Below are 14688 nucleotides of genomic sequence, written 5' to 3'. Positions count from 1 at the left end.
TTATTTAGATCTGTTTTTTAAAACCTGATTCAAAATCATTTTTGCTGCATTTGATTTTTCTTTATTAATAGTAGAACTGACAACAGTAACAAATTCATTCAACTGCTGTGGTGTCCATCCAACGTTTAACGAAATACCTAAATGAGATTGCAGCATTGGCTCGGCATCACCAATTGCACTGATTACGGAAATCGTCACCAATTCTCTTTGAGCATAGGTCAAGACATCTCTTTCAAAAATATCAGCAAACAGATGTTCCTTTAGAAATGTATCCATTATCGGTGCAAAGGCTGAATAACCCGAAAGTTTGTCGGATTGCGGTGTTTGTGTTAGTTGCCCCAAAATTTCTTTTCCCCGCTCATATTTACTTTTATCATTTTCTATAGTTGACGCTTCTTTTCCTATAGTATCGTTTATTCCTTTGGATTTTCTTTCATCAAGAACTTCCATAAAAGTCTGTAAACCTCTTATGCTTCTCGGAAAACCACAATAAGCATAAGTATGTACCAAAATTTCTTTTATTTCATTGATTGTTAATCCTGCATCCAGACCATTATTTAAACTTGCTCTTAATTCCTCTAATTTACCTTGTGCCGTAAATGAAGAAATGGCAATGGTACTTTTATCTTTTCCACTTAGATTATTGCTTTGTGTTGTCAATTGTTGTGCTTTCATATCAGTTGGAAAAAGTGATACACTTATTATTTGAATGATTAGAATGAAATATTTCAATTGCTTCATTATTTTACTTTTTAAAGATTAATTCAAGGACTCTATTTAGTCATTCCGATTTTAGTCAGCCATTCTTTCACTTTCTTTTCCGCTTCAACTTTCTTCTTTCCTTCCATTACGAATAAAATTCCATCACGTTCAATTCCTCCTTTTATGGTAAATCCTTCTAATATTTTACTATCTGGAGCTAATTTTTTCACGGTTTCAAAACTGCTTCCGATTCCGTAACCTGCATTGGTATTGAATGGGATAATTGTTTTCCCTTTAAAATTGTTCTGGCTCAAAAAACTTTTCATAGGAGGTGGCAACTGCATTCCCCAGGTTGGAAATCCCAAGAAGATCACTTCATATTTTTCAATATCTTCAATTTTGGTTTTAAGCGGAGGCAGAAAATCCGTTTCGTTTTCATTGGCGACCTGATCTACAATTTCTTTGTAATCTTCGGGATAAGGATTCTGTAATTCCAGCTCAACTAAGGTTCCACCGACATTTTGATGAATGATGTCTGCAATTGTTTTTGTATTTTTTGTTCTTGATAAATAGACAATCAACACATTTTTGTCTTTCGGCATTTCTTTTTTTTCAGACATTGATTTCTGAGCTTTTGAGCAAGATGATAATAACAGAAGTACTGCACAAAACCATACACTATAATTTTTCAACTTTTTCATATATCAATTATTGTTTAACAAAGTTCAGAAAAGAGCAGTTTAAAATCAGTAGACAGATTACGGATATCATAACCAATGTTACTTATCCAAACCTTTCTCTTTCAACCATTTTGATAATAATTCTGCGACTTCTACATTATTCAGATCTGACATTATAAAATGAGTATTTCCTTTGATTCCCAATTCCGGAAGATGGACAATAGTAACATCACCACCGTGACTATTGACAACTTTTGCCCATTGTCTTGCTGTTGCTAAAACATTTCTCCAAAAATTTAGAGATGATGCATTAGTTTCTTCAGTTGGAATATAATCTCCATAATAAACTACGATTGGGATTTTTGTCAGTTTCATAAAATCTTGCATCGGAACACCTTTTCCTCCTCGATTTCCTTCAGGCTCTTCTCCTTCCGGAAAAGTAAATCCTCCGGGTTCATAGGCAACAACAGCTTTAATTTTTTCATTCTTAATGGCTGTTTTCCATCCAGGTGAACCTCCTGCCGAATGGGTAAAAAGAATCCCGTTTCCTGATTTATCCATAACTGAAGACATTGCATTAACAATCGTTGCTTCATCTACATTTCCTGTATTTGGCGTCATCATCCGGAAAAATTGGTCCATAGAAATGCTGTCTTTTGGAAACTGAACGCCATCATTGAATTTGGGATACAAACCAATTCGAAATTGAGTAAACCAAGTCTGATCATCCGGCGTCCCGCTAATTTGTCCTGGTTTTGTAGTCTGCCCAGCTTCTCCACGACCTTGCTGATCGACAAGGTAAACACTATAACCGTTTCTTAAAAATAGATTGGCAAATCCTTCTCTTCCATCCGCAGTGGTCTGCCAGCTTCGTCTGGACTGCCCGTAACCGTGCAGGAAAACCATCGAAAGTTTTTTAGGTTTTACAGAAATTTGATAAAAAACATCAGCGTGGTCTCCGTGTCTTGTTTGTCCACCTTGGGAAACATTCCAAGGTTTTAAAGGATCGAAAACGCCTTCACTTTTGATAACCGATCCACCGGCTGAAAAATTGCCTTGTGATGCAATAGTAATTGGTTTTTGTGCCACCTTATTTTGTGCCTTAACAAAAAAATTGGAGACTAAAATTAAGATGATTAGGCTTAAATATTTTATTGTTTTATCTGTCATTGCTCGTTCTTTTAAAGTTAATTATCAATAATTTAGAAAAGAAAATGAATACAGTTTTCTTTTTAAGAATAAAATATTACACTTGATTGATTTTAGTATCCTTATTTTCCAACTCTTTCTTTTAAATGCTTGGGATATCTTTCTCCAACAACTTTAATTACAGAAAGAGCATCTTCGATTTCAGATAAATCCTGAGAAGTCAGTTTTAAATCTGCGCCGCCAATATTTTCTTTTAAACGATGTAATTTGGTAGTGCCGGGAATTGGAGCAATAAAACTCTTTTGAGCAAGAAGCCAAGCCAATGCAACCTCAGCAGGAGTAGCTTCTTTCTCCGTTGCAATTGATTTTAATAAATCTACTAAAGCCTGGTTTGCCTTTCTGTTTTCTTCAGAGAATCTAGGCACAATATTTCTAAAATCAGAATCTTCAAATTTTGTTTCTTCGTTAATCGCTCCCGTTAAAAAACCTTTACCTAACGGACTGAACGGTACAAATCCAATTCCTAATTCTTCCAATGTAGGAATGATTTCTTTTTCAGGTTCACGGTAAAACAAAGAATATTCACTTTGCAAAGCAGTTACCGACTGTACTGCGTGTGCTCTGCGAATCGTTTCCACGCCAGCTTCAGAAAGACCAAAATGCTTAACCTTACCTTCATTAATTAAATCCTTAACAGTTCCCGCAACGTCTTCAATCGGAACATTGGGGTCAACTCTATGCTGATAAAACAAATCAATATAATCTGTCTGCAATCTTTTCAAAGAATCTTCTACCACTTTTCTGATTCTTGCAGGGCTGCTGTCTAAGCCCTTTGTAGAATCTCCATTTTCAAATCCGAATTTGGTAGCAATGACAACATCTTTTCTAAAAGGTTTCAATGCTTCTCCAACTAATGCTTCGTTAGTGAATGGGCCATAACATTCAGCTGTATCAAAAAAAGTTACGCCATTTTCAAAAGCGCTTCTTATTAACTGAATGGCTTCCTGTTTTTCGGTTACTTTTCCATAACCAAAACTTAATCCCATACATCCTAATCCTAATGCGGAAACTTCTAATTTGTTATTTCCTAATATTCTTTTTTCCATTTTTACTAAATTTTATTTTGTTTTTAAAGGCGCTTCCACATCGGAAAATTGCTGTACAAAAGGAGGCAATCTATCTCCGATAATTTTAATAGCATTTAACTCATTGCTTAATTCCTTAAATTCATTTGTTGTGAATTTTATGTTATCAGCAAAACTGTTTTCTACCATATGTGCCATTTGTGTAGTTCCCGGAATGGGAACAATCCAGGGTTTTTGATGTAATAGCCAAGCTAACGAAATCTGCCCCAGTGTTACATTTTTCTTTTCAGCCCATTTTTTCAGAACCTCTACCATTGCTAAATTTTGGCTAATATTTTCAGGAGAAAAACGGGTTTCTCCGCCACGGATATCGCCTTGAGCAAATTTTGTATTAGCATCGATTGCTCCAGTTGTAAAACCTACCCCGAGTGGACTCCAAGCCACAAAACCGATACCCAATTCTTCGCAAAGTGGCAGAATTTTCTGCTCCGGACCTCTCCATAACAAGGAATATTCATTTTGAATGGCTGTTACAGGATGAATTTTATGAGCTCGTCTTACTGTTTCAACTCCGGGTTCGGACAATCCGTAATGCAGAACTTTTCCTTGCTTTATTAAATCCTGTATCGTTCCTACAACATCTTCGATTGGAACTTCCGGGTCAACTCTGTGTTGATATAATAAATCAATTCGGTCTGTGCGAAGTCGTTTCAGCATTCCTTCAACAACGATTTTGATATGTTCAGGTTTGCTGTTTAATCCCGGTAAACGTGCTCCGGTTTGTTGGTCGATATTCCACCCAAATTTAGTTTCAATCACAATTTTATTTCGGAATGAAGAAGTGGCTTCTCCTAAAATTTTTTCGCATTTAAATGGGCCATATGCCTCTGCTGTATCAAACAAAGTCACGCCATTATCAAAAGCTTTTTGAATGATATTGTGCATTTGCTTACGATTAGGAATCGTCGTTTGATATGTTCTGCTCATATTCTGAACGCCCAAACCAATGGCAGAAACTTCCAATGACTTTCCTAATTTTCTGCGACCCGATAAAAGACCTGATTCTTTATTATTCTCAACCAATTTATTATCAAGTGATGCTGCTTTCAATAATGAATCAAATGGTAATAATGCACTTCCAACTGCCGCAAGTCCTGCTGTTTTCAAAATATTTCTTCTATTCATTTTAGAATGTTTTTACTGCTTAAATTTTAACTTACAAATCCAATTTTCTTTCACTCAGCCATTTGACCATATTCGGGTCTCTGTGGTCAAAAAATAAGCTTGAAGCGGTATCTAATGTTGCGATAGCATCCATATCTTCAGATGACAATTCAAAATCGAAAATGTCAAAATTTTCAGCCATTCTTTCTTTTCTTACAGATTTCGGAATAACGATAACATTTCTTGTGGTCAACCAGTTCAAAATAACTTGCGCTACAGATTTGTTATATTTTGCAGCGATTTTTTTTAAAACCTCATTATTAAAAATATCATTCTTTCCTTCTGCAAAAGGTCCCCAGGATTCTATCTGTACATTATTTTCAATTAAGAATTTTTGAGTTTCTGTTTGTTGATGGAAAGGATGAGTTTCAATCTGATTAATTGCTGGTGTAAATCCACTATTAGCAATCAAATCTGCAATCCTGTCCGGATGGAAATTGGAAACTCCAATCGCTCTTACTTTTCCTTGCTCATATAATTCCTGCATTGCTTTCCAAGAACCGAAAACATCTCCATAAGGCTGATGAATAAGGTATAAATCCAGGTAATCCAACTGAAGTTTGTTCAATGATGTTTCAAAAGCTTTTAATGTATTTTCATATCCAGCATCCTGCACCCAAAGCTTTGTTGTTATAAATAAATTTTCTCTTGCTACGCCGCTGTTTTTAATCGCATTACCAACAGCTTGTTCATTTCCGTAAGATGCGGCAGTATCGATTAATCTATATCCAGTGGCAATAGCACCAATAACAGCTTTTTCACATTCTGCAGGATCCGGTACCTGAAATACTCCAAATCCTAAAACCGGCATTTCTACGCCGTTGTTTAATATTACTTTTTTCATTTTTTGATTTTAATTTAAATTATTGCTTCATAAAGAAGTTAATATTGTTTATCAACTTGTTATTGCAAATTTCCAACCTATTAATAAGCATATTGGTAGACAGATTACGGAATTTATAACCAATATTACTGTTCTGAGTCTGATTGTAAAAAAGAGGTTATTTTTATCTTTAGATTTGCATTAGAAAATGATACAGTAATGAGCAATTCAATCAATTTTGAAACAGTCGATGATTATAATCAATTTAATCAACACGAGACACTTCATCCTTTGGTAAGTGTGATAGATTTTTCAAAAGCGCATAAAAGGACAGGGTCTAAAATGTACTTTAATCTGTACTGTATTTTTTTAAAAGATGTGAAATGCGGTGACCTCAAGTACGGTCGGGCAACTTATGATTACCAGGAAGGAACGTTGGTTTTTGTTTCTCCGGGACAAATTGTTGATGTAGAAAATAAAATTGACATCTATCAGCCTTTGGGACACGGATTAGTTTTTCATCCGGATTTAATCAAGGGAACTTCTTTAGCTAAAAGTATTTCTGAATACGGTTTCTTCGGATATCAAACCAATGAAGCATTACACCTCTCTAAAAAAGAGCAGCAAATGGTTTTGGAAATGTTCGCTGATATTCAATCTGAATTGAGCCGACCAGTAGATAAACACAGTAAAAAAGTCATCACATCAAATATTGAGCTTTTTCTTAATCATTGTGACCGCTTTTATGACAGGCAGTTTATTACGCGGGAAAATATAAATAAGGGTACTTTAGAAAAATTTGAAGAATTACTAAACAACTACTTTTCATCTGAGAAACCTAATACCGTAGGGCTTCCATCTGTGGCTTATTGTGCAGATGAATTACATTTTTCACCCAACTATTTTGGAGATCTGATTAAGAAAGAAACAGGAAAAACTGCGCAGGAATATATTCAGAATAAAATTATTGATGTTGCCAAGGAAAGAGTTTTCAACATTGATAAATCTATTGCTCAGATTGCTTATGAATTAGGATTCAAATATCCACAGCATTTTATCAGACTTTTCAAGCAGAGAACGGGTGTCACTCCTAATGAATATAGAAGTTTGAATTAAATCTGTTATCACAATAATTATTTACTTTTTATTTGGAAGTCAAAAATTTTCTAACTCTCATACCAAATACCTCTATTTTATTTTCAATTAATATAGAGAAAAGCACAGCCAAATAAAGACTTACTATTGCAATATAATTCTTGTTTAATTTGCCTCAAACGTAGCAAATCATTGATAAAAGTGTTTGAAGATACGCTAGTCTTGGTCACATTAAAGGATTATTTAATTCTACGATTCTTTCCAAATCTTCCACTAAATGTTTCGATATCTCTTCGTTTATGGGTACAAAAAACCTCTGAAATCTTAGATTTCAGAGGTTTTTGATTTTATGGGTGGTTAAATGGGTAGCTGATTTTTTATATTCCACTATGTCACCTACTCTTTTGTTTTCTATCTCCTTAGCAAACAAAGTTTCTCTTTTTATTATCTCGTAGTACAGTATAAACTCTCCTCTTCTGAATTGAAAGGGTTTTTACTGTTTGGATAACTCTGTTTTACTGCTCAATAAGTCATAAATTTTTTTTGTATTTTCTGATACTTTATCCCATTCTCCAACAGAATAATATTTACAACTCAATGTGGTGTTTCTGTCAATGTATTTTAATTCTACATTTCCCACATAATCAGAAGCATTTAAAGCAGTAAATTTGGGTTTAAGAATTGAAGATTTAATCCAACTTTTTAAGCTGTCTTTTTCATTTTTGCTAAGATAAATTTTTGTTTTTACAGTGTCTTCAATAATATATTTTGGAGGAATATTATAAATCTGTTTATTCCAGATAATATTTTCAACTTCCGAACTATCAGAATGATTTTCAATTGTAATTTTCTGAAAAAGAGTGATAACCTCTAATTTTTCCCAATTGTCATTCTCTATTTTCTTTTCAGGTTGTTTTGCACATGAAAGCAAAAAAATCAGCATAAATATTAATTGTATTCGCATCGTTTTTTGAGATTATGTTTCTGTTTGCTTGATTAAACCACTGATAATCCTGTAGTATCCCTATAAATAACCCTGTTTTTGACAAAATAGCTTCCATTTGACAAATTCTTTATAAATACCAAACTGCCTTTCCCTTCGGAAGTCTTAATTAATTTCCCTTCGCTACTGTAAGTTCTTAAGTCAGAGGTTGTCCAGATAATATTATTGCTAGTCCCGATAGAAGCTGTATTTTTTTATAACAGAAATTTAAAATAATATACAATATCTTTTAACGGAGCTGGGGCAGCCCGGAACAGACATATATGTTAAACCAGGCCCTGGATTTAACTGACATCCAAAAGACTCCATACTGGCTACACATTCTGGTGTATATCCTCCCTGTACAATTTTTAAGTTTTCTCTTGAAACTCTTTTTAGATTTTTCATAATAATTAGTTTTTGTTTTAATTCCTACTCTTGGCTAAGCTTTTCGGATTCCGCTTTAATTTCACCCCCAAATTAATAAATTAAATCAACAATAATAAAATTATTTACAAATACCATAATTTATTTCATTCATTTCTTAAAAAGACATAACCAATCTTTATACGACAAACTTTATGTCTAATTTTTAAAGTTGTTTTTACAAAAATTCAGGATCGGTTTCCAATGTAGGATTTAGTTATTTAATCATAATAATTTTAAAAATATTTCAAAATATCCCTAACTTTGATATAAACTTTTAAAATAATACTCTCATGAATTCAGAAAACACCAATCAAGAAGAGCTGAACCAAAGTAATTTGGTAGAACATGCCAAAAGTTACATTGAGACGCAAAAACAAAACAATGAAGATGCGACTCAGCAAGGATGGTTTGAACTATTAATCAAAGACGACCTTGTGGGAGGTTGGAATGAAATAATAGACAGCTTTAAAGACGCTTGGGAAGTAGCTAATAAAATGATTGATTCCATGTTTGGAATGAATAGAGATGAAAAATAAAGCTATGAAAAGAACAGAACCTCCGCAATTGTGCGAGTTTAAAAAGTTATTCTGAACTTTAATGGTTTATTTTTTCAGAATAACTTTTTCATTATTTTTAAGCAATGCATAATTGTAAAAACAAATTAAGCCCTAGCATTGCAATTCTTTATGTTTATTTAGTCTCAAAATTTCAAACATAAAATCAACCCTTTCTTACTATTATCAACAATCTTTGCCGCTGCATTCACTACAGGTATAAAAAAGACTGCCCTTTTGAGACAGCCTCTTTTCAATGAATATTTACTTACTTGTTATGAATTTTCTTCCTCAAAGTGTCAATCCCCAATCCTGTACACCCTTGAAACAGAAATAGAGTCAAAAACATCAGGTATAATGTCTGAGGTAGATAAAGGAAGTAACTCAGCCATGTAAAGGGGTCCATTTCATACATTCCTGTTTCTGGTTTAATAGGATTCAGATCCCTAGGAATTGAATTCAGATCGTGGGTAAACAAAGCAACCAGGATGATAATGATTAAAAACACAGAACTTATTCGTGTCCAAAAACCCAGCATTAAGAATAAACCGAATATACATTCACAAAAAGCCGTAAAATGGGCAGTAAACTGAGGGAAAGGAAATCCTATACTGCTGATAGTATTGAACATATACCCCTGAAATATAGGGTGAAACAATTTATTAAATCCTGCAATAAAGAAGAACAGGCCTATTAAAATCCTGCATATAATGTAAATGTTGTTGCTTTTTTTTTCGAAGCTTGATATTATTTTTTTCATTTTTTAAATTCTTTTTTTGATTACCTATTCATAGTCAAAGGTTTACCCCATGAATCTTAGTGAATCATGTAATCCTGAATGATATAATTGTTGTATTGTCCGGAAAAATTTTACAATGTAAGATCCTTATTAATTGCACCTTACGATTAAGTTAAATTTTAGGGGGAATCCAGATAGAGTTAAAAAACAAACAATAGGGCGGATCATCATACAAAAAGAATCGGTCACCAATTCCTTTACCTATAAATTTTTCAAATCCAAAAGAAGGAAAAGAAGCTGTAAAAAAGGGTGAGAAATTTGAACAATAATTGCTATTGCATTTTATTGGAGTTTTATTATTTTCTTCAAGATAAATCTTGTTACATTTCTGATTGGAGTTGGTTTGAAAAATATTTAAAACCGTGGTGGAGAATCTACTATAATCTGCTTTATGAATAAACAAAAGGGATAGCATTAAAAACAGACCCGCTATTTTTATATAATGCAATAAATCAGTTTGTTTCCCTATAATCCATCTTTCCACGGACACAAATATAGTAAAATATTAATGGCTGGTTTAACCACATAAAAACCAAAGACTCCATATCCATAAAAAATCCTTCTGAAAATTTTCAGAAGGACTTTACCTTATTAAAAAATGTCTTATTACTGTGTAAAATATTAGTCATCCTACGCAGCCTATTCTCCTCATCTCAGATCAGTTCTTTAATAATTTATTCGAAATTAATTTTCTTTTTTCAAGGCGTTCATTTGTTTTATCATTTGTTGTTCCTACCTTCTTTGAAATTTTAGTTTCTCCAACTATGCTTTGTGATAACACATAAAGTATCCCAATCCAAGCTGTATTTGCAAATACTAAAAACATTAATATCATATCTATTATTGATAATGTATCCATTTTTTAATTTAATTCTGTATGAACTTTTTCAAATGTAATTTTTTATAACTCATATAAATGCAGTCAGCACTCATTCTCTGAGTTTATTATCTGATGTTACTTTTACTCCATAAGATACTAATGGAAAAAGTGATTATTTTTCCAATTTTAACCAAAAGAAGTCATTCCATCCTTCAATTAATCTGGTTGGATCAGTATTTTTGCTTCTATCCTGCTCCGGAATCTGAACGATTCTTTTATCTTTAACAGTAAAATTGTATACTCTAGGCTTATTTTCTCCTTCTACTGAAAGTTCAATTTTGTAAGCACCGTCCGTAAGGCTCGAAAATTTAACTTCACCAGGTTTATCAATGAGTTTGAAGGCACAAGAGACATCGTTCCATTTCCCCTGCTCTACCTGAGCCGTACTTGGACCATTCCCATAATTCTGCGCATACAATTTATTGTCTTTAAACATTTTTACAGACCATTTTACGCTTTTGTTGGTTTTTCTATTGTTCGCAGGATTGGGCTGAAACTCTTCGTGAGTGATATAATATCCAAACACCAGATTTCCTGTATCAGCATAATTTATGTAGGCAAAATTATTCCATGGACCACGCGTCACATACATTTCATTGATAGCTGCATAAGGGTCGTTATTCGTTAACTTAACCAATTCAAAATCAAATGAATAAAACATTTTATCACCGGCATAAAAATCTAACCTGTAATTTCCTGGTCCCCATTGTGTTATAAACGATTCAGATCTTCCCACAAATTCATCATCACGTTTGTAGCGGCTGCTCGGTGCATTGAATTTCGTTTTCTTACCATCATCAAAAACCTGATCCCCGGAATATTCAAAATAATTCATGTATTGATTATTTTTATATACCTTAATTTTTAAATATTCTGCCTGATCAGTGATTGGACTTACCGTTCTTCCGTCTACTGTTTTATTAGGGATAAAAGTGGCTGTATAGCTATCAATTGTTCCTGCAGTAGTTCCATAAAGAAGGGAGTTGAAAGTAACAGCCGGAGTCTGCTTGAAAGTACTCCAATCTAATTTTAACCCCGCTGAACTGCTTCCCTTTTTGTTTTTGTCTCTTTTGACAATTTCGGCTCCTTTTTCTACTACCTTCGATGCTTGAGACACCTGAGTTTTTGCATTCATAATTTTGTTGAGTAGCTGAGCATTGGTATTACTAAACGATAATAGCAACAACCCAAACAGTAAAGTTTGTTTTTTCATATGATATTGTTTTTTATTATACTGATAAACTATCCTTTAATAGAATTACAATGCAATGATAAATCAAAAGAAAATCATAATTTTAATGAATGAATATTCGTAGGGATTTGGAGGAAATTCGTTCGGCTTCTGAAATTATTTATAAAGAAAAATCCCAAACTCCGTAAAATCAGAGCCTGGGATAAGGTTATTAGTTTTTGTATTTTTCTTAGGAACTTTACAATTAAAGATCTATGATCCTATACTTGTTATTTTTCCATCTTTACAATGCAATAATAGGATAAAACATCATGATAATTCCGACAAATGAACATTTGCCGGAATTGAGAGGAAATTCGTTGGTTTTTTAAATAAATCTGTTCAAAATAATTAAACCTGAAGGTTTTGCAGCAAAAGAAGAAAGTCTTCTTTTTTTCGTACCGAAAGCGGAATGGCCACCTTGTTTTTCATCACAACGGTATTCCCGCCATCTGTTTTTATATAGTGATCAAAATAGGCCATATTGATTAAATGCGATTGGTGCGTTCTAAAGAAATTAAAGGGTGTCAATAGGCTTTCATATTCTTTTAAATTGGTAGAAACCACCAGTTTAGGTGCATTAATAAAGTAAAAAGTAGTATAGTTTTTATCCGACTCACAGTTGACAATATCCTGGATATTAACGGAATAGATCTTATCTGAAGTTTTCAGAATTAAATTCTGAAGATTCTTCGGACGTTCAAGATTGGCAAATAAATTATTGAGTTTTATATCAAAAATTTCTTTACTCAATAGCTCTTCAGCTTTTTTTACGGCTTCCACCAATTCACCGGCATTTAATGGCTTTAATAAATAGTCAATAGCGGAAAAGCGGAAGGCTTTTATGGCAAAGTCTTCATACCCTGTAATGAAGATTGTTTTAAAGGTAATGGGACTTAGCTTTTGAAGCAAGTCGAAACCGGTACCGTCTGGCATTTCAATATCCAGGAAAACAATATCAGGTGATAGCTGTCTGATTATTTCAATTCCGGATTCTACAGAATCTGCCTGTCCGATTATTGTAATATTAGGACAATTGGCTTTAATTAAAGTACAGTTTTTCTTTCTGATTTCCTGATTATCATCAATGACAATGGCTCTTAACATGGTGTATTAGTTTTCGTGAATGTAGGGTATTTCAAATATAATCTTGGCTCCTTTTATGTTTCCTTCTGCATCAACTTTATTTTCTGAGATGACTTCAAAATCTTTATTCTGGGTATAGTTCAGTAATCTTTCTTTGGTTATTTTCATAGCCATTGATTTATGCCCAGACTGTTTTTTCTCATCATTAAACCCTAACCCATTATCAGCTATTTTAAAAATTAATTTCTCCTGATCGAAAGAAAAAACAATTTCAATTACTCCCTTCTCATCTTTATTTCTAATTCCATGTTTAATGGCATTTTCTATAAACGGCTGTGTGAGCATTGGAGGTATAAAATAGGATTCTGTATCGGATATATTTACCATATTGATGCTATAATTAAACCTATTATTATAAAGAAGCTGCTGTATGGATAAGTAATTTTCAACCATATCAATTTATTCTTTCAGCGAGATATAATTCTCATTAGAATTTTCCAGAATTTGCCTTGTTAATTTTGAAAAACTATTCAAATAGGATATCGCAACAGTTTCTTTCCCGTTCATAATAAGGCTCTGAATGTTATCTATCGAATTGAAAATAAAATGTGGATTCATTTGAGATAGCAAAAGTTTTTGTTTTATTCTGTCTTTTTCAAGAACCGTAATTTTTTGCTTCTGTTTGTTATTTCGGTAGTAAAAATATCCGCCCAATACTACTAATAGTAAGACTCCTGAAAGCGCAATCAGCCAGTTGTTTTTAACTGCCGCTTTCTTTTCGGCATTTAATTGTTTTTTTTCAAAATTATATTTGAGTTGTTGTTGTGCTAATGCATTTTTTGAAGCTTCCATATTACTGGAATCATTTAACTTAGCCTGAAATTCATATATTTCCAGCGCTTTCTTGAAGTTATTATTTTCTTTGAGTACTTTCAGCAGCAAATCTGAAGCGTTCTCCTGAAGCTGTAAATTCTTGATTTTCTTACTTATATGAAAGCCTTCTGACAAAAAGGATTCTGATTTATTCAGTTCTTTTTTCCGGTAATATAAATCTCCTAAATTGATATAAGTATTGGCTTTTGATAGTTCGTCATCATTATTTTTAAGAGCTTCTTTCAGAAAGAATTCGGCTTCCTCGTATTTTCCTTCCGCCATTTTTACCTGTGCAATTTTGCCCAGACATATCCCGGTAAAAGCCTCATTTTTCACCTTCCTGAAATAAGAAAGTGCTTTATTAAAATAACTGAGAGCTTCTTCATATCTCTTTGAAGATAGGTAGAAGGTCCCGCAGTTGACCAATGCTTCACTCAACCGGTATTCATCTTCTCCAGCCAGCTTTTTCTTGGAATTAAAATAATCAATGGTTTTTTTCGAGTAAGCAATGGCTTTATCATACATTTTCTGGTCTCCATACAGGGTTGCCAATGTATTATTTACATAGGAAATTCCATCCGAATTTTCCTCCGGATTTTTCTCAAAATACCTTAGTGCGGTAAACAAACACTGTACAGCTCTTTCCTTATCATTAATATGAGAATAAAAGATCCCTTTATTCACCATCAGATAATTCATTTCGTCATAGGCTCCTACGGATTTAAACAATGACATACTTTTATCCATATTAGACACAGCTCCTACTACATCTCTTTTTAAGGTACATTGTCCTGCTAGATTGGAATAATAAGCAGCCTGATATTTGGTGTATTTTACATGTAAATCCTGCGAGTTTGTACTTTTTAAATTTTTCGAAGCCAATTTTCCCATCATCTCATTCAAGATCTGTACTCTTTTATCATTAGCCGGTATTTGGTCCATGATAGTAGCAATCCCCATCAGCTTGGTTGTATCATGAATTCTCGAATTCTGCAAAACCTTCTTCAAAGAATCAATAGTTCTATCCTGACCATAAGAGCTTGAAAAAATTAAAAATAGAAATGTGGTTACCGTTATTAGTTTAGTTTTAGACATA

16 protein-coding genes are annotated in these 14688 nt (G+C 33.2%); 2 read left to right on the top strand and 14 right to left on the bottom strand.

Features of this window, described 5'->3' with window-relative positions; translation table 11 throughout:
* The 6 genes from EL260_RS07140 to EL260_RS07115 form a co-directional block, all read right to left on the bottom strand.
* A complete protein-coding gene (locus EL260_RS07140) occupies positions 1 to 741 on the bottom strand; it encodes a carboxymuconolactone decarboxylase family protein (RefSeq protein WP_123859552.1) in 741 nt (246 codons plus the stop codon).
* 32 nt (positions 742 to 773) lie between these two features.
* Positions 774 to 1403: a flavodoxin gene (locus EL260_RS07135; RefSeq protein WP_123859551.1), complete on the bottom strand. Its 630-nt coding sequence runs from the start codon at positions 1401 to 1403 to the stop codon at positions 774 to 776.
* Between the two features lie 78 nt (positions 1404 to 1481).
* The gene (locus EL260_RS07130) at positions 1482 to 2552 is read right to left on the bottom strand and encodes an alpha/beta hydrolase (RefSeq protein WP_123859550.1); all 1071 of its coding nucleotides are present in this window, start codon (positions 2550 to 2552) and stop codon (positions 1482 to 1484) included.
* 101 nt (positions 2553 to 2653) lie between these two features.
* On the bottom strand, positions 2654 to 3637 hold the full coding sequence (locus EL260_RS07125) for an aldo/keto reductase (RefSeq protein WP_123859549.1): 984 nt from the start codon (positions 3635 to 3637) through the stop codon (positions 2654 to 2656).
* Positions 3638 to 3649: 12 nt separating this feature from the next.
* Positions 3650 to 4801, bottom strand: coding sequence for an aldo/keto reductase (locus tag EL260_RS07120; RefSeq protein WP_123859548.1), 1152 nt, complete (start codon positions 4799 to 4801; stop codon positions 3650 to 3652).
* Positions 4802 to 4832: 31 nt separating this feature from the next.
* A complete protein-coding gene (locus tag EL260_RS07115; RefSeq protein WP_123859547.1) occupies positions 4833 to 5684 on the bottom strand; it encodes an aldo/keto reductase in 852 nt (283 codons plus the stop codon).
* 198 nt (positions 5685 to 5882) lie between these two features.
* Between EL260_RS07115 and EL260_RS07110 the strand changes: the two genes are divergently transcribed.
* Positions 5883 to 6779: a helix-turn-helix domain-containing protein gene (locus tag EL260_RS07110; RefSeq protein ID WP_123859546.1), complete on the top strand. Its 897-nt coding sequence runs from the start codon at positions 5883 to 5885 to the stop codon at positions 6777 to 6779.
* Positions 6780 to 7251: 472 nt separating this feature from the next.
* Here the strand turns inward: EL260_RS07110 and EL260_RS07105 are convergent, their stop codons facing one another.
* Positions 7252 to 7701: a hypothetical protein gene (locus EL260_RS07105; protein WP_123859545.1), complete on the bottom strand. Its 450-nt coding sequence runs from the start codon at positions 7699 to 7701 to the stop codon at positions 7252 to 7254.
* Positions 7702 to 7968: 267 nt separating this feature from the next.
* Entirely contained in the window at positions 7969 to 8148 is a 180-nt protein-coding gene (locus tag EL260_RS07100; RefSeq protein ID WP_123859544.1) for a bacteriocin-like protein, read from the bottom strand.
* A 311-nt stretch (positions 8149 to 8459) separates the two neighbouring features.
* On the opposite strand from EL260_RS07100, the gene EL260_RS07095 reads away from it, so the two are divergent.
* The gene (locus EL260_RS07095) at positions 8460 to 8705 is read left to right on the top strand and encodes a hypothetical protein (protein ID WP_123859543.1); all 246 of its coding nucleotides are present in this window, start codon (positions 8460 to 8462) and stop codon (positions 8703 to 8705) included.
* Positions 8706 to 8991: 286 nt separating this feature from the next.
* Here EL260_RS07095 and EL260_RS07090 read toward each other — a convergent pair whose 3' ends face one another.
* The 6 genes from EL260_RS07090 to EL260_RS07065 all read right to left on the bottom strand — a co-directional run bounded on the left by EL260_RS07090 (position 8992) and on the right by EL260_RS07065 (position 14687).
* Positions 8992 to 9483 carry a DoxX family protein gene (locus tag EL260_RS07090; RefSeq protein WP_123859542.1) on the bottom strand — a complete coding sequence of 164 codons (492 nt, stop codon included), beginning with the start codon at positions 9481 to 9483 and terminating at the stop codon, positions 8992 to 8994.
* Between the two features lie 697 nt (positions 9484 to 10180).
* Positions 10181 to 10381 carry a hypothetical protein gene (locus EL260_RS07085; protein ID WP_123859541.1) on the bottom strand — a complete coding sequence of 67 codons (201 nt, stop codon included), beginning with the start codon at positions 10379 to 10381 and terminating at the stop codon, positions 10181 to 10183.
* Between the two features lie 133 nt (positions 10382 to 10514).
* Entirely contained in the window at positions 10515 to 11615 is a 1101-nt protein-coding gene (locus tag EL260_RS07080) for a hypothetical protein (RefSeq protein WP_123859540.1), read from the bottom strand.
* 369 nt (positions 11616 to 11984) lie between these two features.
* The gene (locus tag EL260_RS07075; RefSeq protein ID WP_123859539.1) at positions 11985 to 12740 is read right to left on the bottom strand and encodes a LytR/AlgR family response regulator transcription factor; all 756 of its coding nucleotides are present in this window, start codon (positions 12738 to 12740) and stop codon (positions 11985 to 11987) included.
* Positions 12741 to 12746: 6 nt separating this feature from the next.
* Positions 12747 to 13172 carry a LytS family sensor histidine kinase gene (locus tag EL260_RS07070; protein ID WP_123859538.1) on the bottom strand — a complete coding sequence of 142 codons (426 nt, stop codon included), beginning with the start codon at positions 13170 to 13172 and terminating at the stop codon, positions 12747 to 12749.
* A 6-nt stretch (positions 13173 to 13178) separates the two neighbouring features.
* Positions 13179 to 14687 (bottom strand): tetratricopeptide repeat protein, encoded by a 1509-nt coding sequence (locus EL260_RS07065; RefSeq protein ID WP_123859537.1) that lies wholly within the window; start codon positions 14685 to 14687, stop codon positions 13179 to 13181.
* Position 14688: the final 1 nt, after the last annotated feature.

The sequence above is a fragment of the Chryseobacterium nakagawai genome (genome assembly GCF_900637665.1).
Lineage (GTDB): Bacteria > Bacteroidota > Bacteroidia > Flavobacteriales > Weeksellaceae > Chryseobacterium > Chryseobacterium nakagawai.
This window is presented reverse-complemented; position numbering and strand designations above follow the sequence as displayed.

Bases quoted from the DNA above. Each gene is read 5' to 3' on its own strand.
- EL260_RS07110 (WP_123859546.1), top strand. From the start codon at position 5,883: ATGAGCAATTCAATCAATTTTGAAACAGTCGATGATTATAATCAATTT.
- EL260_RS07075 (WP_123859539.1), bottom strand. From the start codon at position 12,740: ATGTTAAGAGCCATTGTCATTGATGATAATCAGGAAATCAGAAAGAAA.
- EL260_RS07115 (WP_123859547.1), bottom strand. From the start codon at position 5,684: ATGAAAAAAGTAATATTAAACAACGGCGTAGAAATGCCGGTTTTAGGA.
- EL260_RS07120 (WP_123859548.1), bottom strand. From the start codon at position 4,801: ATGAATAGAAGAAATATTTTGAAAACAGCAGGACTTGCGGCAGTTGGA.
- EL260_RS07135 (WP_123859551.1), bottom strand. From the start codon at position 1,403: ATGAAAAAGTTGAAAAATTATAGTGTATGGTTTTGTGCAGTACTTCTG.
- EL260_RS07125 (WP_123859549.1), bottom strand. From the start codon at position 3,637: ATGGAAAAAAGAATATTAGGAAATAACAAATTAGAAGTTTCCGCATTA.
- EL260_RS07080 (WP_123859540.1), bottom strand. From the start codon at position 11,615: ATGAAAAAACAAACTTTACTGTTTGGGTTGTTGCTATTATCGTTTAGT.
- EL260_RS07090 (WP_123859542.1), bottom strand. From the start codon at position 9,483: ATGAAAAAAATAATATCAAGCTTCGAAAAAAAAAGCAACAACATTTAC.
- EL260_RS07085 (WP_123859541.1), bottom strand. From the start codon at position 10,381: ATGGATACATTATCAATAATAGATATGATATTAATGTTTTTAGTATTT.
- EL260_RS07140 (WP_123859552.1), bottom strand. From the start codon at position 741: ATGAAGCAATTGAAATATTTCATTCTAATCATTCAAATAATAAGTGTA.
- EL260_RS07070 (WP_123859538.1), bottom strand. From the start codon at position 13,172: ATGGTTGAAAATTACTTATCCATACAGCAGCTTCTTTATAATAATAGG.
- EL260_RS07130 (WP_123859550.1), bottom strand. From the start codon at position 2,552: ATGACAGATAAAACAATAAAATATTTAAGCCTAATCATCTTAATTTTA.
- EL260_RS07100 (WP_123859544.1), bottom strand. From the start codon at position 8,148: ATGAAAAATCTAAAAAGAGTTTCAAGAGAAAACTTAAAAATTGTACAG.
- EL260_RS07095 (WP_123859543.1), top strand. From the start codon at position 8,460: ATGAATTCAGAAAACACCAATCAAGAAGAGCTGAACCAAAGTAATTTG.
- EL260_RS07065 (WP_123859537.1), bottom strand. From the start codon at position 14,687: ATGTCTAAAACTAAACTAATAACGGTAACCACATTTCTATTTTTAATT.
- EL260_RS07105 (WP_123859545.1), bottom strand. From the start codon at position 7,701: ATGCTGATTTTTTTGCTTTCATGTGCAAAACAACCTGAAAAGAAAATA.